16 protein-coding genes are annotated in these 21,989 nt (G+C 49.2%); 10 read left to right on the top strand and 6 right to left on the bottom strand.

Annotated features, from left to right (window positions below):
- Positions 1-294: 294 nt before the first annotated feature.
- From rarD to ABEA66_RS11340, 3 genes are all read left to right on the top strand, one after another.
- Entirely contained in the window at positions 295-1,173 is an 879-nt protein-coding gene (gene rarD / locus ABEA66_RS11350) for an EamA family transporter RarD (RefSeq protein WP_345587630.1), read from the top strand.
- A 575-nt stretch (positions 1,174-1,748) separates the two neighbouring features.
- Positions 1,749-2,558 carry a VOC family protein gene (locus tag ABEA66_RS11345; RefSeq protein WP_345587629.1) on the top strand — a complete coding sequence of 270 codons (810 nt, stop codon included), beginning with the start codon at positions 1,749-1,751 and terminating at the stop codon, positions 2,556-2,558.
- 181 nt (positions 2,559-2,739) lie between these two features.
- Entirely contained in the window at positions 2,740-3,510 is a 771-nt protein-coding gene (locus tag ABEA66_RS11340) for a nucleotidyltransferase domain-containing protein (protein WP_345587628.1), read from the top strand.
- Between the two features lie 384 nt (positions 3,511-3,894).
- Here the strand turns inward: ABEA66_RS11340 and ABEA66_RS11335 are convergent, their stop codons facing one another.
- Both ABEA66_RS11335 and ABEA66_RS11330 read right to left on the bottom strand, forming a co-directional pair.
- Entirely contained in the window at positions 3,895-7,611 is a 3,717-nt protein-coding gene (locus ABEA66_RS11335; RefSeq protein ID WP_345587627.1) for an immunoglobulin-like domain-containing protein, read from the bottom strand.
- Between the two features lie 365 nt (positions 7,612-7,976).
- Complete coding sequence (locus tag ABEA66_RS11330) at positions 7,977-8,741, bottom strand: SDR family NAD(P)-dependent oxidoreductase (protein WP_345587626.1); 765 nt, start codon at positions 8,739-8,741, stop codon at positions 7,977-7,979.
- Between the two features lie 252 nt (positions 8,742-8,993).
- On the opposite strand from ABEA66_RS11330, the gene ABEA66_RS11325 reads away from it, so the two are divergent.
- Complete coding sequence (locus ABEA66_RS11325; RefSeq protein WP_345587625.1) at positions 8,994-9,680, top strand: TetR/AcrR family transcriptional regulator; 687 nt, start codon at positions 8,994-8,996, stop codon at positions 9,678-9,680.
- A gap of 136 nt (positions 9,681-9,816) precedes the next feature.
- Here the strand turns inward: ABEA66_RS11325 and ABEA66_RS11320 are convergent, their stop codons facing one another.
- Positions 9,817-11,868, bottom strand: a complete 2,052-nt coding sequence (locus tag ABEA66_RS11320) for a molybdopterin-containing oxidoreductase family protein (protein WP_345587624.1) — start codon at positions 11,866-11,868, stop codon at positions 9,817-9,819.
- 219 nt (positions 11,869-12,087) lie between these two features.
- On the opposite strand from ABEA66_RS11320, the gene ABEA66_RS11315 reads away from it, so the two are divergent.
- The 3 genes from ABEA66_RS11315 to ABEA66_RS11305 are packed head-to-tail and all read left to right on the top strand — an operon-like array spanning position 12,088 to position 15,876.
- Positions 12,088-13,074: a substrate-binding domain-containing protein gene (locus ABEA66_RS11315; RefSeq protein WP_345587623.1), complete on the top strand. Its 987-nt coding sequence runs from the start codon at positions 12,088-12,090 to the stop codon at positions 13,072-13,074.
- Complete coding sequence (locus ABEA66_RS11310) at positions 13,071-14,558, top strand: sensor histidine kinase (RefSeq protein WP_345587622.1); 1,488 nt, start codon at positions 13,071-13,073, stop codon at positions 14,556-14,558. The genes ABEA66_RS11315 and ABEA66_RS11310 overlap by 4 nt, the downstream gene beginning before the upstream one ends.
- Positions 14,533-15,876, top strand: a complete 1,344-nt coding sequence (locus tag ABEA66_RS11305; protein WP_345587621.1) for an AraC family transcriptional regulator — start codon at positions 14,533-14,535, stop codon at positions 15,874-15,876. Before ABEA66_RS11310 ends, ABEA66_RS11305 begins: the two co-directional genes overlap by 26 nt.
- A gap of 131 nt (positions 15,877-16,007) precedes the next feature.
- Here ABEA66_RS11305 and ABEA66_RS11300 read toward each other — a convergent pair whose 3' ends face one another.
- The gene (locus ABEA66_RS11300; RefSeq protein WP_345587620.1) at positions 16,008-16,319 is read right to left on the bottom strand and encodes an MGMT family protein; all 312 of its coding nucleotides are present in this window, start codon (positions 16,317-16,319) and stop codon (positions 16,008-16,010) included.
- Between the two features lie 17 nt (positions 16,320-16,336).
- Positions 16,337-17,014 (bottom strand): DNA-3-methyladenine glycosylase family protein, encoded by a 678-nt coding sequence (locus tag ABEA66_RS11295; protein ID WP_345587619.1) that lies wholly within the window; start codon positions 17,012-17,014, stop codon positions 16,337-16,339.
- A 267-nt stretch (positions 17,015-17,281) separates the two neighbouring features.
- On the opposite strand from ABEA66_RS11295, the gene ABEA66_RS11290 reads away from it, so the two are divergent.
- Both ABEA66_RS11290 and ABEA66_RS11285 read left to right on the top strand, forming a co-directional pair.
- The gene (locus ABEA66_RS11290) at positions 17,282-17,869 is read left to right on the top strand and encodes a TetR/AcrR family transcriptional regulator (RefSeq protein WP_345587618.1); all 588 of its coding nucleotides are present in this window, start codon (positions 17,282-17,284) and stop codon (positions 17,867-17,869) included.
- Between the two features lie 120 nt (positions 17,870-17,989).
- A complete protein-coding gene (locus ABEA66_RS11285) occupies positions 17,990-18,562 on the top strand; it encodes a permease (RefSeq protein WP_345587617.1) in 573 nt (190 codons plus the stop codon).
- A 207-nt stretch (positions 18,563-18,769) separates the two neighbouring features.
- On the opposite strand, the gene ABEA66_RS11280 is transcribed toward ABEA66_RS11285, so the two are convergent.
- Complete coding sequence (locus tag ABEA66_RS11280) at positions 18,770-19,528, bottom strand: hypothetical protein (protein WP_345587616.1); 759 nt, start codon at positions 19,526-19,528, stop codon at positions 18,770-18,772.
- A 728-nt stretch (positions 19,529-20,256) separates the two neighbouring features.
- Here ABEA66_RS11280 and ABEA66_RS11275 point away from each other — a divergent pair.
- Positions 20,257-21,651, top strand: coding sequence for a sugar porter family MFS transporter (locus ABEA66_RS11275; protein WP_377740702.1), 1,395 nt, complete (start codon positions 20,257-20,259; stop codon positions 21,649-21,651).
- Positions 21,652-21,989: the final 338 nt, after the last annotated feature.

Genomic DNA, 21,989 nt, shown 5'->3' with positions numbered 1-21,989 from the left:
ATTTGATAAGAAAGTTGTTTAAAAAACGGCTATCATCGTTAAGCTAACGGGACACGATAACTCAACAAACCGCCTTTTGGGCGTTCCGCCGAAATACCTAAGATTATCTCATAGAACTCGACGAGAAAATAATGATGCGTACAGAAGCAAAATTCACGGGATGCCATCCTTCCTATAATAAGTGATGCAATACCGTAACATATTATTTGGGCCAAAATATTATTCCCTTTACTTAAACGATGATCGAGGCGTATAATCCGTTAAGACATCGGAGTGAGAAGAGGGAAATTGATTATGAACAACGGGTTGGTCAATGCTATTATCGCGTATATCATGTGGGGGGTTCTCCCACTTTATTGGAGGTTGTTTAACGATGTGCCGGCAGGCGAGATTCTGTCACATCGGGTTGTCTGGTCGTTCGTCTTCATGGGTATTCTCGTCACCGTCCAGCGTCGCTGGGGTGACATGAAGCGGATTGCGGCTAGCCGCTCGCTCCTGCTGTCGCTCACCGCTAGCGGACTGCTGGTCGCTGCTAATTGGCTCATCTTCATATGGGCTGTCAACAACGACCATGTCGTCGAGACAAGTCTCGGTTATTATTTGAACCCGTTGCTGAACGTGCTGCTTGCGGTTGTCTTCCTTCGTGAGAAGCCAAACCGTGGCCAATGGCTCGCGATTGCCATCGCTGGCGCCGCGGTGCTCATCATCGCCATCGACTACGGACGGTTCCCATGGATCTCAATCTCACTGGCCGCGACGTTTGGCTTGTACGGCCTCGTGAAGAAGAAGATCGGACAAGACGCTTCTGTAGGCTTGCTGTCGGAGACGGCTGTAGTCCTGCCTGTTTCGCTCGGCTACTGGATCTATTTGGCCACCGTGGGAAAGACGACGGCATGGACGCTACCTGTATCCACGTTTGTAGAACTGCTTCTTTCCGGCGTGGTAACAGCACTACCGCTGCTTTTCTTTGCGCGAGCGGCCGCCCGGATGGCGCTGTCCACGCTCGGATTCGTACAATACATCGGGCCGACGATCATGCTGTTACTGAGCGTATTCGTGTTCAAGGAATCGGTCTCGCCGGTTCTTCTCATCGGCTTCGCGCTCATCTGGACAGCGCTTGTCGTATACGCTGCGGCATCAGTTCGCGGCACGAAACTCAAGAAGGCGCGCTGACGACAAACACGTCCAGCCACCCGGTACCGTCATAACAGCCATTTCCGTCCGCTAGGGAGGAGATGGCTGTTTTCTGTATGGAGTTAAGCTAACGGGTACGTTAGTACAAAAAGCAACACACTTCGAACTATATTAAAAAATCTAAAGCTTTGGAGAACTATCGATGAAAAAAATTCTTCTGATAATACTTTTTATAGGAATATTAGTTGGTGCTCTATATCATGATAAACAGTCAAGGTACGCAAATGTATCTGCTTTTCCAATAGCGGACGAAAGTGGATCGAATCAGATATGAATAAGATTATAGAAGATAAGAAGATGCATTGAAGGAACCACAAAAAAGAGCAAGATAATATCTTAAGGTTTTAAGCAGGGTACGATAGATGAAAAAGCCGCCGCATTGAACGGCAGCTTTGTTGCGCCAACGGAAAGTATCTTCAAAGCAGGTGAGGATTAAATGCTCTATAGTTATTGCCTATAACTAGAGCATAAAATATATATTGGTTCAATATCCTTTTATTGGATATAATTTTATCAATTAATAATTGTAATTCCAGAAAGGGGCGTAGAATGCCATGATAACTCACTTCTCAGAGCTTCAGTTAAATACAGTTTCAGTGCAAGGTGTTAAACAATTCTATCATGATCAATTACGCTTTCCTATTCTTTTCGAATCAGATAATGAAATATGTTTCCAGCCGACTGAATACTTTACATTGTCTTTTAAAGAAGGCGTAGAACCTCTAGCTCCAGTTCATTTTGCTTTCGAAGTTCCTTATTCTGAATTTGAAAACGTGGTGAATTGGCTCCAAAGTGCAGGGGGTATTACCCTTTTAAAATGGTCGGATGGTAGAATTATTGACGATTTCGGAACTGGAATGAATGTTTACTTCCGAGATGGAGATGGCAATTTATTAGAAATTATTACTCATTATTACATCAAAGAAGGAGTACTTCCTCCTTGTGGCGAGTTAAAAATATTGTATCTTAGGGAAATCGGATTTCCGGTTGATAGCGTAATTGATTTCAGGGAGTTGTTAGTTAATATTTTAAATTTTAAACTTGATAAGGTATCTGACAACTTTACTTTTGCTATTGGCGGAACATCACATGCGGTTATTCCTTCGAAAAAGCGAAAGTGGATTCCAATTGCAATGACTGCTTTACCACCGACAATGAATGTAGTATTTGGGGTAGGTAGTTCAGAATTTATTGATAAGGTCAAAACAAACCTATCTGCAAAAGGCATACATTTTGATGAAAATGATGAAGATGGTCGACTTCATTTCAGAATAAATGAGTACAGCTTTTATTTAAGATTTACTAACTTTCCTAAAGAAGCACCTACGCTTTTAAATCTACCTTATTCAAGATTACAATTTTAAAGTTACTTAACTAAAGGAGACGGTACGTAGTAGTCGCCTTTAAAATGGCTCGATTTTGCTTCATTGAACTAACGGGCAGGATAGTTGAATGATTTCGTGAATAACTTAAGTCATGACGAATTTACGAAGTTCGCAAAAAAGACGTTAGCCGAAAGAAGTTCTTAGTTTAGGAGGAGTCTATATGATATTAGAAAAAGTTATAAATAGAATTGTAATACAAAGTGAATATAAGGATTTTGTTGATAAGTATATAGATAATATACTTACCGAATTTAAAGGTAAGATTCATAGCATTTATATGTGTGGCTCGATTCCAAAAGGAACTGCTAAACCTTTTAAGTCAGATGCAGACTTTACTATTGTATGTGTAAATCCCAAAGATATTGATTACGAAAGATTGTCAAATATTAAAGACAGTCTTTTGGAAGAATATCCATTAGTAACTAAGATTGATACGACAATTTGCTCGATTGACGATGTATTAAGTAAACCAAATGAGTGGGGTTTTTGGGTAAAGATAATTTGTGTTTGCATATATGGTCATGACGTTGGTGAAAAAGTACCACCGATAACTATTTCTCCGGAGTTCATTTTAGACTTAAATGCAGATACCAAGAAGGAAGTAGATCGTAGACATAGTTTACTTTCTAATGCTAGTGATAACACAATGAAAAATAGATATATTAAAGGTTACTCTAAGAGATTAATTCGTGCATTATACTCTTTGGTTTTAGAAGATACAGGTGTATGGCAAGATGACATTATTAAGATGAAGAATGCCATATTAAACTATTGTGAGATTGACTCCGCTTTAGTTGATTATCTGTATGCTTGTTACTTGGATAGTAATAATGTACTTGTTGAAGAGTTTCTGGGAATTGCAGATGAAGTATATAGCTATTTTGAGAACGCCTTAAATGCAATGGCTGCTTCCAGAACTTCCTTCGATTAACATCATATTGACGCTTCGGGTCACTCTGAGAAGCGAGTGACCTCATCCAGCCCCCTAAGCCCGTCGGGACGTCACTGCATTAGGTGTTCGGCATAAGCAGCGACTCTAATTAAAACATAAGACTATTGAGCTAACGGGTACGGGAGATGAGGTGTCCCCTTGCTTACGAAGTAAGTTTTCCTTTGGAAAACTCTTAAGCGTTCGCCGTTGTTTTCGGGAAATCCCCGCTAGAAGCGAATTCTAATCCAAATTTCCCGAAAACAACAGCGGCCAGAGGGGGATGCCCCATCGGGGACCGATGCTATTTTTCCAATTACCTGCAGATTGCTCAACAACCTAAAGAGACACACGGAGCACCGCGTGTCTCTTCTTTTCCTTTATAACCTAAATGTTCAATGCTTCTAACAGCTTATAGATCATTGCGGAGGATTCCGCTCTTGTAGCGCCAGCGCTTGGGCGGAAGGTTTGATCCTCGTACCCGTTCAGAATGCCGGATACTGCAGAAGCCTTCACGGAGGCTTGCGCCCAATCCGGAATATGGGAGGCGTCTTTAAAGGAAATGGCATTCGCCTCGCCTCCCTTGTATCCATTGGCGCTAAGCGCTCTGGACATCATAACCGCCATTTCCGCCCGGGTAATGGTTTGGTCCGCCTTGAACAGCAGGCGGCCGTTCTCTTCATAACCGTTGATAAGGCCCGCTTGAACTGCGGCCGCAATGCTTCCCTTGGCCCAGGATGGGATTTGGTTATCATCCGCGAAGGAAGTGGAAGCCGCCGTCGTCTGAAGCCCCATGGCTTCGGCGATCATTTTGGCGAATTGAGCCCGCGTCACCGTCTGCTCCGGACGGAACTTCCCGTCCTCAAAGCCTTGAATGACATTCATTCCAGCCAACCGTTCCGTATAAGGAGCGGCCCAATGTCCGGACAGATCCGGGAACACTGCAGGCTTGTACTCCAGCACGGCAAACTTCGTAAAATGCTTGACATTGACCGTTATACTGCCGTCCGGATTGACGGTCCCTCCAAGATAAATCCAACGCTTCTGCGTCTCGTTATAGTAATAAATAGCTGGCTTGCTTCCAGGTGCAATAGAATCCGCCTTATAGAACATCTTGATCTCCACAGGCTTCGTAAAGGTACGGCCTGTCGTACTCATCAGCTCGACCGCTTGGCTTACCGCCTTCAACGAACCAAAAGACGGAATTTGAGCGGTAGGAAGCAGTACAGCCTGAATTTTGCCGTCTTCCTTCACGGCACCGGATGGTATCTTAAATTGAAGCACATCCTTGATGCCGCCTTCCGCCCCTTGAGCCGAGGTGACAGCCACTTGGGAAGAGGAAGCCTCCGTTCCTTGGTTCGTATTATTCCCGTTCGTTGAGTTGTTCGAAGTATCGGTCGGAGTCGAGCTTCCGCCGCCGGAGCCATGGTGGCTGCTGTTTCCATGCGGTGCCACGACGTTCACCGTTCTCGTCACTTCTGCGGCCGCATTCCCCGCCAGATCGGTTGCGTTATAATGCAGCGTATAAGTCCCAATCGTCTTGGTGTCCACGGTTCCGGTTATCGCAACCTCGCCCGCTATGCCTGCATGATCCGCTGCTTCAGCTCCTTGCTCGTTGTATGGCGTACCGATAAGCATAGTCATGCTCGGGCTTCCTTTTAGAGTAATCACAGGAGCCGTACGATCAATGCTCACAGCAAGCGGTAACTCGGCCGTATGACCTAACGAATCCTTCGCCCGGAATTGCAGCGTATGCTCTCCTTCACCGGAAACCTCCACTTTGCTTTGGCTGTTGTAAGCCAGATACGTGCCACCATCTGTAGACAGCTCTAATGAAACCGTCGAGCCCGGAACATACACATTCGCGTAGACGCTGGCCGTTACGTTTTGATTCGTCCAGGCTCCGTTCGCATAAGGGCTGCCGTCCGCCGTCTTCATCGTCCAGCTCAGCTGCAGCGGAGTAATGCTGGCATCTCCCTTCAGTGTAACGGAGAAGGCTTTCACATCCACGGCATTTCCCCGTTTGATCGTTGCTGTTAACGTAAGATCCGTATCCTTATTGGGATGGAACACCATCTTCCCGTTATCGTCCATATAGACCGGATTAGAGCTTTTCCAGGTAATCACGGTTCCCTGCTCCCCTGCGGCCGGCAGCTTCAAATCATTCTCTACGGCACTGGTGTCCCCCAGAGTCAGAGCGTTTTTCGCCAGAGCGACCGCTTCCGCATCGGTATAAGCCAATGCCTTAACGGTAACTTCGAATGGTTTGATCACGCTAGTTGTGCCGCGGGATACCGTGGCCTTCAATGTTACCTTCGCATCAGGCTGACCTGCAGCGGGACGGGTAACGATTCCTTTATCGTTAGCAATAGATACGACAGCAGGATTCAAGCTTTCCCATTGAACCGTGGTACCATGCTGGCCTTGCGCGGGCAGCTCGATATCCGCCGTTACGCCGCTCATATCGCCCAAATCCAGAGCTGCTACCGTATCATTAACGGCCTGCTGATCCGTATACGGCTCCACGTTCACGAAAATCGGATTAGAATAAAACCATAAATCGCTATAATTCCGTTTATTGATTTCCGCAAAGCGGGTCGCATTATCGGCTATGTCGGTCTTCGGATCGATCAGCGGCTCCCCGTTGCTCGTTTCTCCCGCCACATCAACGCCCAGATTCGTGCCGCGCAGCCTGAAGTATTGATTTTTGCCGGCAGCTCCGAGGTTATAAGTAATGACGTTGTAGCCCTCGGCATCCTTCGTCCAATCGCTGCTCGTAAAGCGCTGGAGCACTTGGGTCGATTCATTCGTATCCTTGGCATATTCCGGAGTTCCAGGTGCGGCATAGCCCGTTACATCGCCTGCAATCAGATCCACATGGTCCACCTGCACAGGGTCCCCGTTGTTATTTTTGTCCGGGCTTTTGAAACGAATGGTCAGCATGAGAGGGTCCCCTTCCTTCACAGAAAGCTCCTCGCCCATTTCTTTCTTGGTCCCGTTGGCATCGATATGATAATCCAGCGCGTTGATCAAATCGCCGAATACGGAGAACGATTTCCCTGAGCGCATGCCTTCCAGCACAGCCTGCATATCACTGCCGTTTACCCACGTATAGTTTTTCGAATATTCCCCAGGCTTGTAACCGCTGGAGTATTTATTGTCGTCACTGATATCGAAATGATAATCGGAGTTCGAAAAATTCCAGAATCTCCTTCCTTCCCCAAGTAGCGCGTCCCATACTCCGCCGACCTTGGCAATCATATAATCCGCTCCGCCGTAGGTCCGGTTTTTGGGAGTCGTCAGGTTAAGTCCTCCCCGGTCAGGCTCCATCTGGTTTCCGGGCATTCCTTCCATCCCGAAGAAGGTATCCGGTGCTATATTGTTGAAGTCGCGGATATCCGATATTTTATAAACCGTCCCTCCGGAATTTGTTTTCCGTGAAGGGTGATTCAATAAAGCGTAGCTGTTTTTCGGAAAATTCCCCTTAATCCAGCTCAAGCCCGTTCTTGCATCCTGGCTTGTCGTATAGGCTCTGCTGTAGGTCGCCTTCCAGACGGCAACATCGGCCGGATCAAACAGGCTTTCGTCACGGTTCGTGAACAAATATTCGAACTCGCTTGCCGCTTTTAATGATTGATCGGGGCTGTCCGCCAAAATGCCTATCCCGATATGATCATAGGTAGGCATGTCCCACTCAAACCCGGAGAAAATAATTTTATCTTTATATTTATTCGCGTCCTGCAGCTGCTTGATTTTCGGCACCTGATACAATGCCATGCCCTTGGAAAAAGGAATCGGTCCTCCCGGAACCGGATTGCCTTCATCGTCCCGGCCTGACATTCTCAAGTGATCGGCAAGCGCAATCCAGTCCATCCCATACTGTTCAAAAGCATTATCCAGCACCGTTTGCAGCGATCGCTGGGCATCATCGGATTCATACGTGTGAACGTGATATTCTCCTGCCATCCATCTTCCGCCGCCCGCATCTGGCTGCTTCACATCCGGAGCGGCCCCGTATACGGCTGCTGCAGGCATGCTTTGACTCAAAAGGGAAACCGTAAGTGTCAGCAGCGATAGGTTTCGAATTGATTTTCTCGATTTCAATGAAGTCTAGCCTCCCAAATAGTAAGATTACTGAGAAAAAATCACAAACCATTACTGCATCACTTCAAAGCTGCACAGTACTAATGCAAACATTCAGCACAAATAACCGCTATGCCGCGTCGTATCCCGCAAACATCGGCAGCCGCTTCATCTGTCTATGCCTCATGGGTTGCAATCAACACGTATAAAGTAACACAACTAGGGGGTGCTGTATATTAGGTACGAGCAAAAAATACAAAACCTTTACAATCCCGTCTCAAATTCGCCTTAGCTGCAACCAAACCAGCATGTTCCCTTCCGATCTATGTACAAAAAAACGCAACCCGCGTCATCGCAGATTGCGTTTGTTTCCCAGTTTCACTTTTTTACAGCGTCAAGCCGCCGTCTACCAGCACGATAGAGCCTGTCATGTAGCTCGATTCGGGAGAAGCCAGGAAGGCTACCATGCCCGCGATCTCTTCCGGTTGTGCGAAGCGGCCCATTCTCATATTCGAGACTTCCTCAGGCACATAGCCGGTCTGCTGCATCGTCACAGGAACGCTATCCGTCAGAGCGGTTTTCACTCCTCCCGGACAAATCGCGTTCACACGGATTCCTTTCTTCACATATTCCAAAGCAGCCGATTTCGTCAACCCGATCACCGCATGCTTGCTGGCGGAATAGACGCCCGCGCTGTGCTCACTGCGAATTCCTGCCGTGGAGGCCGTATTGATGATGGTTCCGCTGCCTTGGCTCTCCATCACTTTCAGAACATATTTCAGCCCGAGGAAGACTCCTTTGACGTTGACCGCCAGGATACGGTCGAATTCAGCCTCGTCGGTGTCCGAAAGCATCGAGAACTTTTGAATGATTCCTGCATTATTGAAAAATATATCAATCCGGCCGTAGGTCTTGACGGCTTCATTCACATAATATTGTACGTCCTCACTCTTCGCTACGTTGGCCTGAACGAAGATCCCTTCACCGCCTTGCTCCTGCACAAGCTTTAACGTCTCTTCTCCGGCTTCCTTGTTGTAATCGACCAATATCACCTTGGCTCCGTTCTGAGCGAGCTTCAAGCTGCTGGCTCTTCCTATACCGCTTCCTGCACCAGTAATTACAGCAATGGGGTTCGTAACTGCAGTTGTCATGTTGTTCCATCTCCTTAGCAGTATGGGTGTTCTATCCTTAGCGGATAGGGAAAATCGGGATAATGATAGCATAACTACCTTTATGATAGTGTGACTATCATTACAATATTGATTATATCACTAGCCATTATTCTTTTCAATCCGTCCCCCTTCTTTCCATGCAAGAAAAAGCAGGTGAAGTTGACAACGATTGGTCATTTTGATAGCATGGCTATCAATTATGACATGACATGGTTGAGGAGTTGAACGTTAATGGACCCTAAGAGCAGATGGGAACAGGAGCGGCTTCAAGGCAAGCAGCAGCGACTCAGCAGCATTATCGCGTCTGCAGAACGTGTATTTCTGAGAAAAGGCTTCGAAAAGGCTACCATGCAGGACATCGCCAAAGAAGATAATGTGGGCATTGCCACCTTGTTTCGGTACTTTCCCAAGAAAGATAAATTGATCGTCGCCGTGGCCACCCGCCTTATGGAGTCTCAAGCGCCTGTATTCGAGGAAATAGCCGCAAGGCAGGAGAGCTGCCTCAGCAAGCTGGAGCGAGTGTTTGATCATTTCGTGTCCTTCAGCCGCGAAACTCGCGGGGAGCGGACCAGGCTTCTTGAAGCCTTCCAGAGCTATGCCGCCCAATCGCCGGAGCCGCTGGAGGATATCGATAAATTCAACGCCGTATATCATCAGATCTCGGCGATCTATCACCGCATCATGGAAGAAGGAATACACGATGGCTCGATTCGTTCGGATATCTCCATTCCGGATACGTTATCGACGATGGCCAATGCATTCGGTATTTTCGCGCAGAAGCTGTCCCTGCAAAAAAACATCGCCATGCTGGAATCCGACATGGAGCCGGAAACCCAGCTGCTGGTGATGAAGCAAATCTTTTTGGACTATTTGCGGGGGCCGGCCGGCGCCGCTAATACGCCACAATCCCAAAAATAGACCGTACCTGCTGTATAAAAGATAAGCTCCCCTTCAAGTAGACAGGCGACATAATAAAAGCCTGCTGCTCTAAGGGGAGCTTATCCCTACGCTGGTACGGTCTATTTGTATCTATTGATAAGTGCTCAACTGAACGCTAACTTGAACTGGCTAATAGTTTATCTACCTGCACGCGGCCCGAGAAGAAGGTCGCGCCTCCTCCCATATCCGCTATGCGGTCCGGGGTCAGGGCGTTGACGTTTCTCTTCCCGCCCGGCGCGTCCGCCCAAAGCCCTTGGCTCACCACAACGCCAGGCAGCACATCTTCCCCTACCGAGGCGGTCAGCTCACATTCTCCGCGGCTGTTCCATACACGCACGAGCTCTCCGTTCTGAATGCCGCGAGCCTCAGCATCCTTCGCATTCATATGCAGCTTCTGCGTCTTTTCCATGCGGACATGCTTCTCGTTATTAGAAAATGTCGAGTTCAGGAAGTTATGATTTGGTCCCGGAATGAACAGGAACGGCAGGTCCTCATCTTCACACAGCGGCGTATAGGTCGGCAATGGAGGGTATCCTTTTTTCTCCATCGCTTGGGAATACAGCTCAATCTTGCCGCTCGGCGTTTGCAGCTTGCCTGGAAACAGCGGCTTCACATCTGCTTTGACATACTGCCGTTCCACAAGGGCCTCGTAGGTAATTCCCGCTATCGCCGGATTCGCGGGGTTATCCAACGCCTGGCGAATCAGCTCCTCGTCCGTATCCCGCAGCGCCTGATCCTCAAAGCCCATAGCCTGCGCCAGCAGGCGAAATACATCGACATTCGACTTGCTCTCGCCGTAAGGCTCGATCACCGGCTGTTGAATTTGAATGTAATGATGCCAATAAGAAGCATAAAAGTCCGTATTCTCAAACGCCGATGTCGCCGGCAGCACGATGTCCGCATACTTCGCCGTTTCTGTCAGGAACAGATCATGGACGACGGTGAACAAGTCTTCCCGCTCCAGCCCCTTCCTTACTTTATTCGACTCAGGAGCTACGACGGCCGGGTTCGAATTGTAGACGTACATCGAGCGGATAGGAGGGTCCAGCTCCAGCAGCGCGCTTCCCAGCTGGTTCATATTGACCTGGCGGACCTTGCCCGGCAGCAGGTCCGGACGCATCAGAGCGAACTCATTATGCACCAATACCGAGCCGTTGCCCTTGATCGCGCCCCCGCCCCGCACAAGCCACTGTCCTGTCAGGGCAGGCAGACACGAGATCGTGCGGATACACATGCCCCCGTTATCGTGATGCTGAGGGCCGTTACCGATTCGAATGAACGAAGGCGAGGTTTGCCCGTACATCCGGGCCAGCTTATAAATGTCCTCTACAGGCACACCGGTGATCCCCGATACTGTGACAGGATCATACTGCCGCACATGCTGGCGCAGCTCTTCATGGCCTACCGTATATTCCTGCAAAAATGCATCGTCCGTCATCTTCTCGTCGAACAAAATATGCATCAGACCAAGCGCCAACGCTGCATCCGTGCCCGGCTTGATCGGAATGAACCAGTCGGCCCAGCGTCCGGTCTGGTTTTTGTGAACGTCGATCACGACGACCTGCGCTCCGTTCTTTCTCGCCTTTTCGGCCAGGACCACCTGATGCATGTTGGTGCTGACCGTATTGATCCCCCACATGATGAACAGCTTCGTATGAACCGTTTCCTCCGGGTCGGTCCCGACACCGGCGCCCATCGTATAGCTGTAGCCTTCCGAGCCGGCCGCAGAGCAAATCGAGTATTTTAACCGGGTTGCACCGAGACGGTGAAAGAACCGCCGATCCATCCCTTCCGTTCCGATCAATCCCATGTTCCCGTAGAAGCTGTAAGGCATAATCGCTTCCGAGCCGTACTCTGCAATCGTCTTTTTCCAATGAGAGGTGATCGTTTCGATGGCTTCCTCCCACGTGATGCGCTCGAACTGCCCGCTTCCCTTTTTCCCCGTCCGTTTCATTGGATATTGAAGACGCTTGGCGTCATAAATCCGCTCGCCCATATTGCGGACCTTGTTGCAGATAGCCCCTTGGGTTACCGGATGCGAAGGGTCTCCTTCGATTTTCACAATTTTCCCGTTTTCCTTATGCACCAATAAACCGCATTGATCAGGGCAATCCAAAGAACATACGGATGGAAACACTCCTGTTTGTTGATGTATCGCAGAACTCATGCTGCAGCTCCTTCCGTCCTGTTTAGATTTGGCCGATAGCCGGTCACACAGACTCTTTACTCTAGTATCAGTTTATGAAAAAGCCCCGGATTAGTAAAGACTTGCCTTCCGGGCTTGCTCTGCTGCTTCGTCCGTTTGGGATTCCGCCGCCAGTTTTGTATAATTAGATAAGAAGAAAAACGTCTAGCGGCGTCTTATCATAGCAGCACGGAGGCAAGCATGTCGAATCGAAAATGGTCCATAAGCCTTCTAGTTCTTACCATAGTCTTCATCGGCCTGCTGCTGCAATTTTTGTTCTCGACCTTGCGGATTCGTGAGCTGGTGAAGCCGCCGGCGGCCGTATCGGAACCGGCTCCGCGCCACATTGTACTCATCTCGCAGGAGCTGGATAACCCATTTTGGAGATCCGTCGAGCAGGGAGCGCGCGACGCTGTGAAGCAGAACGGCTGGGAGCTGGAGTATACCGGCTCCTTCCGCATCAATCCGGCCGAGCAAGCGAAGCTGTTGGAGAAGGCGATTGCGGCCAAGGCCGATGCCATTCTGGTACAAGGCCTTGGCGATCCGCAGTATCGGCAGTGGATCGATAAAGCGATTGCCCAAGGCATCGCCGTCCTTGCCGTGGATACAGACGAGCCGGCCAGTAGGAGGCTGTCCTACGTCGGCACGGACAACGAAGCAGCAGGCAAGCGGATGGGTGAGCTTGTCATCCAAAAGGCCGGGGGCGCAGGCAGCATCGGTGTCCTTGTCGGAAGCTCCGCACAGAGCCAGCAGCTCAGGCTGGAGGGGTTCCGTAAGGCTATCGGCCATAATCCTGCCCTTGCGATTACGGAAGTGCGAACGTCCAATATTTCCCGGCTGCAGGCGGAGCAGCAAGCGGCCGATATGCTGAAGGACCATCCGCAAATGCAGATCATGGTCGGATTCAGCGCCTTGGACGGCATAGGCATGATGAAAGCCGCGGAACGGGCTAAGCGGAGCGATCTGCAAATTTATGCCTTCGACGACCTTCCGGAGACGAAAGAGGGCATCCGCCAGTGCAAAATCGCTTCCTCCATCGTGCAGCAGCCTTACCGGATGGGCTTCGATGCGGTTAAGCTGCTGGAGCAATATTGGAGCGGTCAAGCTCCGGAGAAGGAGCATTTTATTGCCGTCACGCTTCTTGACAAGGTTACGCTGAACGGCGCGGCAGGAGGCGCTTGCCGATGACGATCCGCACCAAGCTGCTGCTGTTTATCCCGTTGCTGGTGCTGCTGGCTAATGCCGTGACCTTCTTCGTCTTTCAGAGCGAGAAGATCGTCCAGACCAGCTATGACCGCATGATGCACCGGATGCTGCAGTACAAGCAGTCCGCTCAAACGGCCGAGCAAACATTAAAGTCGCTGTACGGCTATTTGCTGAATCCGGAAGGAACTGATACAACCGAGCTCGAACGGGGACAAGCAGAACTGGCCGCCATTCGCGAGGAGCTCTCGGCACAGCTCCCGTCCTCTCTTCACCCTTCGGAGCTGACAAGCTACGTTCACATGCTGGATACGCTGAAGGAGCAGGAGCAGGCCTCTCTCTCCTCCTCCCTGGAGCACTCTCCTTCCATGGCGTTAAGCCATTATGAAGAAGCGGAATCCACACTCGGGTTTATCCGGGAGGCCGGACAAAGCCTCGTCGATCTGGAGCTGAGCTCGTACCAGCCTGCCTACCAGCAGCTTCAAGTGGAGAACAACCGGTTGAACCGGCTGGGAGCCGCCGTGTTTATCGTCAACACGCTGCTCGGGATCGGGCTCGCCTTATGGATATCCGGGAGCATTACCGGACCGGTTCGCCGCCTTGTCCGGATGGCCCAGCGTGTATCCAAAGGCCAGCTGGAGTCAGCCAGCGAAGCCGCTCCCCCTCGTTCGGAGGATGAGCTGGGGATATTATCCGATACCTTCCAGCAAATGATGGCGGATTTATCCGCACTCATTGAAAAGGATAAGGAAAGCCTCGAGAAGGACCGTCTCGTGAAGGAATTGGAGCTTAAGGCGCTGCAAAGCCAGATCCAGCCCCATTTTCTGTTCAATACGCTCAATGTGCTTTCCAAGCTGGCGTTGATTGAAGGAGCCGAGAAAACGAGCGACCTTATCGTATCCATGTCCAATCTGCTGCGCTATAACTTGAGCAAGCTGGACCAGCCGGTGACACTGAAGGACGAGCTTGATCATTTGAAAGAATATATCGCGATTCAGCAGGCCCGCTTTCGCGACCGGGTACGTTTCGAAATGGATATCGATGCTTCCGCTCTATCGGCGCCCATTCCCGCCCTTACCATTCAGCCATTGGTGGAGAACGCCTTTTTGCACGGCATTGAGCGCATGGAGCAAGGCGCCATGATCCGCATCGCCGTCTGGCGGGATGCCGAAGGTGTCTGTCTGGCCGTCGAGGATAACGGCGCCGGAATGAGTGAGGACGTCCGGCAAAGGCTCCTCCGTCTGGAGGGGAACGTACGCCCCGCTGTCGGAGAAGCATCGGAGCAAGCGAAGAAACCGTCCACGGGACTGGGGACGGCGAATGTATTTAAGCGTCTGCAATTGTTGTACGGACGGAATGATCTGATCCACATTGAAAGCAAGCCTGGGGAAGGAACCCGTATTCTGATCCGTATCCCTGATAGAAAGGAGAGTGAACCGACCGATGTATCGTCTGTTGATAGCCGATGATGAGGCTTTGGAGCGCGAAGGGCTCGAATGGATCGTTCAGAACATGCTGCCCGGCCAGTTCGAAGTCATTCATGCCGAGAACGGCCGGATGGCCATTGAACGGGCGGAAGAGCACCGCCCGCAGATCGTGCTGATGGATGTCAATATGCCCGGCATTCAAGGTCTGGATGCGCTTCGGGAGATCAAAAGGCTGCTGCCCGAGACCAAGATGGTGCTCGTCACCGCATACGACTATTTCTCCTATGCCAAAGAAGCGCTGACCCTCGGCGTAAAGGAATATATCGTGAAGCCGGCGCGGCGGGAGCAAGTCGTTCAGATCCTGCAGCAGCTTGTCGATGAGCTGGAACGGGAGCGCCTGAAACGGGCAGAGGACCTTCAGCTTAGGGACAAGGTCTCTCAGCTGCAGCCGCTCGTAGAGAATGAGCTGGCCCTCATGTTCATGGTAGACCAGGTGACGGGAGCCAGCGCTCCCTTGCTGTCCGAATGGCTGAGCTTCCCGCTGGAGCAAGGCTGCTCGATCGTGATCGCCTTCTCCGATCATGTTTACTCGCAGGATAAGACCAAAATCTACGATACGGTCCGCAGCTTCGCTAAATCTCATTTTGCCGGACCTTCTCTCGTCAGCTCCTTCATCGACCGGCATATGGCGGTCTTTCTGAGCAAAGCTGCCGCCGCGCAGGGCTCGGACTGGCTATCGACCCTGCGGCAGTACGGAGAGAAGATATGCGCTCTGACGGAACGCCAACTAGCACTTACAGCCTCCATCGGCATCGGTTCGACTCATTCGAATGTCGAGGGACTGCGCAAATCGTATTTCGAAGCTGTCTTTGCTTCGACTTATTTTGAGGAGAGCGGCAAAGTCTGCCTGTTTGAAGAAGTAACCAAGCACGGCGGAGGCTCTGCCCTTGCCCGTGCAAGCGATCACAGGGAATCCGCCGAGCACCGGTCCTACGTGCTGTCTGCCTTGCAGCGCATTCGCGAGGAGCGCGAGGAACAGACGATCCATGTCCTGGATAAAGCCAAAAGCTACATCGAGAGCAAGTTCACCGAAGATATTTCGCTTGAGGAGGTCGCTGACGTCGTGCACCTCAATCCCCACTATTTCAGCAAAGTGTTCAAGCAGCATATAGGGGAAACCTTTATCGACTTTCTCACCCGGCTTAGAATCGAGAGAGCCAAAGAGCTGATGGCTTCCAATGAATTAAGTCTCAAAGAGGTTTGCTTCGAGGTAGGCTACAAGGACCCCAACTATTTCAGCCGGGTGTTTAAAAAAGTGACCGGAATGACTCCGACTGATTATCGCGGGCAGGAGAATTAAGCTTTTGGCTATATAAAAGCTAAAAAAGGCCTGTATTCCCCCAGCCCAAGCTCAGGTAATTTCTACATGCCCTTAATGGTTTACAAGGTATATAAGTCAGATCGTTAATAAACCGCTAACTTTTATTCCCTTCATTCTTCCGGGTGGTACTGCCAGCGGGTCAAATCCATTTTGCCCTCGTCGTCCACGGCGACCCCTTCATTTTGCAGGTGCATGATTTGCAGGAAACGGGCTTCGTCTCCCTGGAGCCCTATCTCGCCTTTGGCATTGACGACCCGGTACCACGGGAGATTGTATTTTTTACTGGACGAATGAAGAATTCTCACGACCTGTCTCGCCGCTCTCCGGCTTCCGGCTAATTCCGCAATTTGCCCGTAAGTCATGACATGCCCTTCCGGTATGGCTTTAATAATATCGATCACCTGCCTAGTAAAAGGCGTCATTCCCTTCACCCGCTCCCCTATTCACGCTGCTGCTCTGCGAGCTTCTCGCAAAATTTGCTATACGGCCCCTCAACGACATGACCCTGGTTGATGGCTTCCCATAAATACAAAGAGGCAATCGATCGGTAAGGCTCCCAAGCCACACTTTGCTGCTCCAACACAGCGGCTCCGTTTCCTTTTTCCCCTTCATAGAGCCACAACGCTGCACGGCGAAGCCCGGCATCCCCCATCGACAGAACATTGTCCCAGCCCATGAAAAAAATCAGAAACATTTCCGCCGTCCATCGGCCAATTCCTTTGATCTTCGTCAATGCCTCGATAGCATCCTCATCGCTCATCCCTTCCCATGCGGCAAAGTCGATTTCTCCCTGCTTGACCAGCTGGGCCAGCCCTTGGATGTATCCGATCTTGGGCCTGGAAACGCCCGCGGCGCGCAGGATGTCCTCCGATGTATTGAGCATGGAATCTGGTGTGATCCCGCCGCACTGCTGCTCCACGCGCTGACAGATCGTCGCTGCCGCTTTGACCGAAAGCTGCTGGTTAATGAGCGACTTGGCCAAATATTCAAAACCGTCCGTTCTCTTCGGCACGTTTAACGGACCCACCGCTCTGACCAGCATAGCTAATCTGGTGTCTTGAAGGCATAACTGACGAAGCCTAGGCTCGTCCGCATGTAATTCGAATAAGGATGTCATGGGATTCCTCATTTCCAAGGATCTTTTTTAGTATCAAATCACTCATGCATTTTCTAAAAAGTCTTCCTGAGAGCCATGTCCATTATCGAACATACTTTCTATTTATTATAATTGCCGACCTAAACGTACTTCAAGCAATTCCCTCTTGCTTAACACCACATAAGCTTATATTTTTTTCATTTTATGGAATTACCCTATTGTCAAAACTAATATCATTAGTTATTATAAAACTAACATTATTAGTTTTATTCGAAAAGGAGCTTACCCATGTCACCACGAATCGGACTTGATTTGTCCACGATTTTGCAAGCGGCAGCAGAAATGGCCGACTCTCAAGGGCTGGATGAGATTACGCTGGCATCTCTGGCTCAAAAGCTGGATATCAAATCCCCCTCCCTATACAACCATGTCAACGGATTGCCCGGTCTTCGCAAAAAGCTCGCCGTTTACGGGCTGGAGCAGCTGCTCGATTGCATGACGCACGCGGCCGTAGGCCGGTCCGGTGCTGCCGCCGTCCACGCAATAAGCGAAGCATATATTTCATTTGCCCGCTCCCATCCGGGTTTGTACGATGCAACTCTTCGCGCCCCCGAACCGGCGGACATGGAGATCCAAAAGGTCGGAGGAGACATCGTCGACCTCGCCGTACGCGTGCTGCACGCTTACGATCTGCAGGGTGATGCCGCCATTCATGCCGTACGGGGATTACGCAGCCTTCTGCATGGTTTTGCTTCATTGGAACAGCGAGGCGGCTTTGGACTGCCGCTTGATCTCGATGTCAGCTTCCGCCTGCTGATCGATACCTTCCTTGCGGGTATTGAAGCTATGAAACAGAACCCGGAAATCATTGCTTAACCAGAAACCTAAAGGAGTGGAAGGCTATGAGTTTTTTGTTGTTCGTTATTCTTTTTAGCGCAGGATGCGGGTGGCTGGACTCCAGAGCCCGCTCCACTCAACGAAAGGAAGGGATGTAACATGTTCGCAGGACATTTCGGCCTGGCTGCCGCGGTGAAAGCAAAGACTCCGGAAGTGCCATTGTGGGCACTCATGCTGAGCACGCAGCTGCTGGACGTTGTGTTTGTTCCGCTTTTCTTGTCGGGTGTAGAAACGATGGAGCCTGTTGATGGAACCGGATATGGGGCAAGCATTATCCATGCCGATTATACCCATTCCTTAGCAGGGGCACTCCTTATCTCTTTCCTTGCCGGCCTGCTGGCCCGAACCTTCTGGGGAAAACGCAGCGGCCTCGTCATCGGCTCCGTTGTCTTCAGCCATTGGCTGCTCGATCTGCTAGTGCATCGGATGGACCTTCCCTTGCTCCCAGGCAACTTAGGAAACCTTCCTCTCCTTGGTTTCGGGTTATGGCAGCTTCCAGCCGTCAGCATAGCGTTGGAGCTTTTGCTGCTTGTCATTGGGTTTATTATGTATGCACGTTCTTTATTATCCGGCAGCGCTGGTAAAACAAGAGCTTGGGCCTTCGCGGCCAGCGGGGTTATGGGTTTGCTGCTTGTGTTGGCATTAGTAACGGATGTGTTGGGGGTGGGGTGAGAGGGGACGCACTATCCCTAGAGTTCGGCTAGGGATAGTCATTCATACTTTTTCTGCTGCCTGTACCTGATTTCCAAAACTTCTTATTCCGTGGATTCTAGGTAGAAAAAGGCTCATTCAAGTGACTTCGCCTTACTTTTGATAAAGTAAGAAAACATCGAACTGAACGAATCTATCTCACCCCATCATCCATAACAAACACAAGCGTCAAGTTACTTTTTTGTACCAAATCGCCCCAACTATAAGTAGTATGAAGCCTAACAAAGAAGTGAATAGAGGGTAGAGGAGCGGATAGAAAATATTGGGTAAGTAGTAATTAGTAGTATACCCAATAAATGTTGATGCTTGTGAAGAAATCTGTACTAGCTTCACACCCAGCAAATGTTCCGAACGTTCTGGATAAGAAAATGTCTCTTCCCCTATTGTCTTATCCTTATTCACATAAATTAGTCGCCATTTTTGCGATTCAATTTGCCATCCGTTCCAATCTTCCACCAAGTTTTGGACAATAACTAATTGTTGTTTACTGGTTTTCTTATCAGAAACTATAACAACATTTAGCATAGATAAATAATCACTATCCTCCTCAATTTTAGGAGGAAGCCAAGCTTGTGTTGGTTCAGTTACTTCTTTTCCATTGATTTTAATTGTTACTAACATTATGTGTTTATCTTTTCTAAATTTAACATTGGACTTTGGTGAATCCTTACCAGTATCTTTTGTTATTACCTCTATTACGTTACCTTCCCATTCGAACGGAGAGGCCAATATATTTTTTGACTTTAGCTCTTTAGCAACATCATGCTTATTGAATATATCAATGACCGGTTTTATATCATATCTTGAATTCACATTGGAACTCAACCAACTCTCTCGAAATATGGAAAAGAGGGGGTAGACTGATAAAATCAGTAGCACTGTCCCAGTAAGTAATGAAATCATTCCAATTCTTTTTGTTTGCAACATAACACGTCCTTCAATTTTAATGCTTTCCCCTATCTATGTACGAGAATATCTCCTCGGTAAGTCGCTATCTTCATCAGCATATAGGATTCTCCATTTTTGGTGTTCTACATCCCGGTTATTCCAGTCGTTTACTAGACGCTGAACAATTGCTAATTTTTCTTTATTGCTTTTTTATCTTTTATTTCTAACATATTAAGCCAAAATAAAAAATCGCTATCTTTTATTATTTTTTGGGGCAGCAAAGCTTCTGTCGGAAGCGAAATTCCTTTGCATAAGTCGCACCTCCCAGTATCAATTTGATATATTTAAAACTAAAAGCTGAAGATTCAACAATAATTTCGATTAAAGGTGCCCCTTTTCAATCACAGTGAGCTTTTACTTTTTATCGACCAGATACGCTTCCCACTTCATAATAATTTAAAAATATCCTATTTTACCTTTTTTCAACTGATGTCAGCCGTCCCTGCCAAAAAAATATAACTTCCCCCTAAGTCCTTAGATCACATCAATATCACGTCATTCGTTTTTACCGATCCCCAAGCACTTTTTTGCTACCAAGCAACAAATATGTGCTACCTTTCCCGTTTTGAATCCCTTTAAAAAATCAGGGCAAATTAAATGCAGGAACAACACAAATAAGTGAAGACGATCGGTCGCCGTCCCCGTTCTTACGCGTGCTATAATGAACTCGTTCGCAACAGAGGTAAGACAGAAAGGGGAGCATTCCTATGGATATGACCATGACAAAAACGGACGAGCAAGCCGAACAAGGAAGCATGAAGTTCGTTACGCTCGTTTCCATAGTGGCCGCGTTAGGCGGTTTATTATTTGGATTTGATACAGCCGTCGTTTCGGGAGCTATCGGCTTTATGCAAGCCCGCTTCGACTTGAATGAATTGCAGGTCGGCTGGGCCGTATCCAGCCTTATTATCGGTTGTATTATCGGGGCAGCGAGCTCCGGGGTTTTAAGTGACAGGTTCGGCCGGAAAAAGGTTCTGATCGCTGCCGCCATTCTTTTTGTTATAGGATCGATCGGTTCGGCCATTCCGGATACATTCACCGGCTATATCATCGCCCGCATGATCGGGGGTCTCGGGATCGGGATTACATCTACCTTGTGCCCGTTGTACAATGCCGAAATCGCGCCCGCGAAATACCGTGGACGTCTTGTTGCTTTGAATCAGCTTGCAACCGTTACCGGGATTTTCCTTGTGTACTTTGTAAACTCCGGCATTGCCGGGGCTGGGAATGAAGCCTGGAACATATCTACCGCATGGCGTTGGATGTTCGGAGTCGGCGCTATTCCCGGAATTATATTTCTTGTGCTGCTCTTCTTTGTACCTGAGAGCCCTAGATGGCTGATCAAGCAAGGCAGACCGGTTGAAGCGCTGCCGATTCTGTTGAAGATTCACGGGGAGGAGCTGGCCCGTCAAGAGGTATTGGATATTAAAGAAAGCTTCAAGCAGGAAAAAGGATCGTCTATCCGTCAATTGTTCCGTCCAGGTCTTAGAATTGCTCTTATCGTCGGCGTAGCGTTAGCGGTTCTTCAGCAAATTACCGGTATTAACGCCATCATGTATTACGCTCCGGAGATCTTTAAGCAAACCGGCGCAGGTACGAACGCATCGCTGGTGCAGACGATATTAGTAGGATTCATTAATTTCTTGTTTACTATTCTGGCACTATGGCTGATTGATAAAGTAGGCCGCAAAGCTTTGCTGCTCGTCGGTTCTTCTGTTATGACGCTTTGTCTGGCCGTAATTGGCATCGCGTTTCATACGGGACATACCTCCGGACCGCTTGTGCTGATCTTCATCCTGCTCTATGTCGCAGCCTTTGCCGTTTCGCTCGGCCCTGTCGTTTGGGTCCTGTTAGCCGAAATTTTCCCTAACCGGATTCGCGGCAGAGCTACAGCCATAGCTTCTATGGCGCTTTGGGCAGCCGATTACGTCGTTTCGCAGTCGTTCCCGCCCATGCTAAATTCGGCTGGACCTGCAATGACCTTCTGGATCTTCGGGATCATGTCCTTGATCACGGTTCTGTTCACCTGGCGTGTAGTTCCTGAGACCAAAGGCAAGTCACTGGAGGAAATTGAATCTCTCTGGTCGGCTGAAAAAGCATAAGCTGCATTGAAAAAAGATCGCCTCGATATCGATAGAGGCGGTCTTTTTGCTGAAGAAGCCAAAGCATGAAATGTTGCCATATAATACAGTGGGGTATGCCCCTCCAGCCGCTGTTGAAACCCGTGAAACTGTGATCGGATTTATTGGTAATTTCACGGGTTTCAAAGGCGGACGTAAACTCCTCCGAGGCATACCCCACTTCCTAAATAGCAACTTTCTCTAAAATAAGTCTTTTAAACAAAACAAGACCGCCCAAATTGGCGGTCTGTCAGGCTGTCGAAAAAGTCTCGACAGCCATTCTTTATGCTCATTTTTTTATCACGACACCGCGTTAATGT

The sequence above is a fragment of the Paenibacillus vulneris genome (assembly GCF_039543185.1).
Lineage (GTDB): Bacteria > Bacillota > Bacilli > Paenibacillales > NBRC-103111 > Paenibacillus_S > Paenibacillus_S vulneris.
The sequence above is the reverse complement of the archived record's forward strand: the minus strand, read 5'-3'. Positions and strand labels throughout refer to the sequence as shown.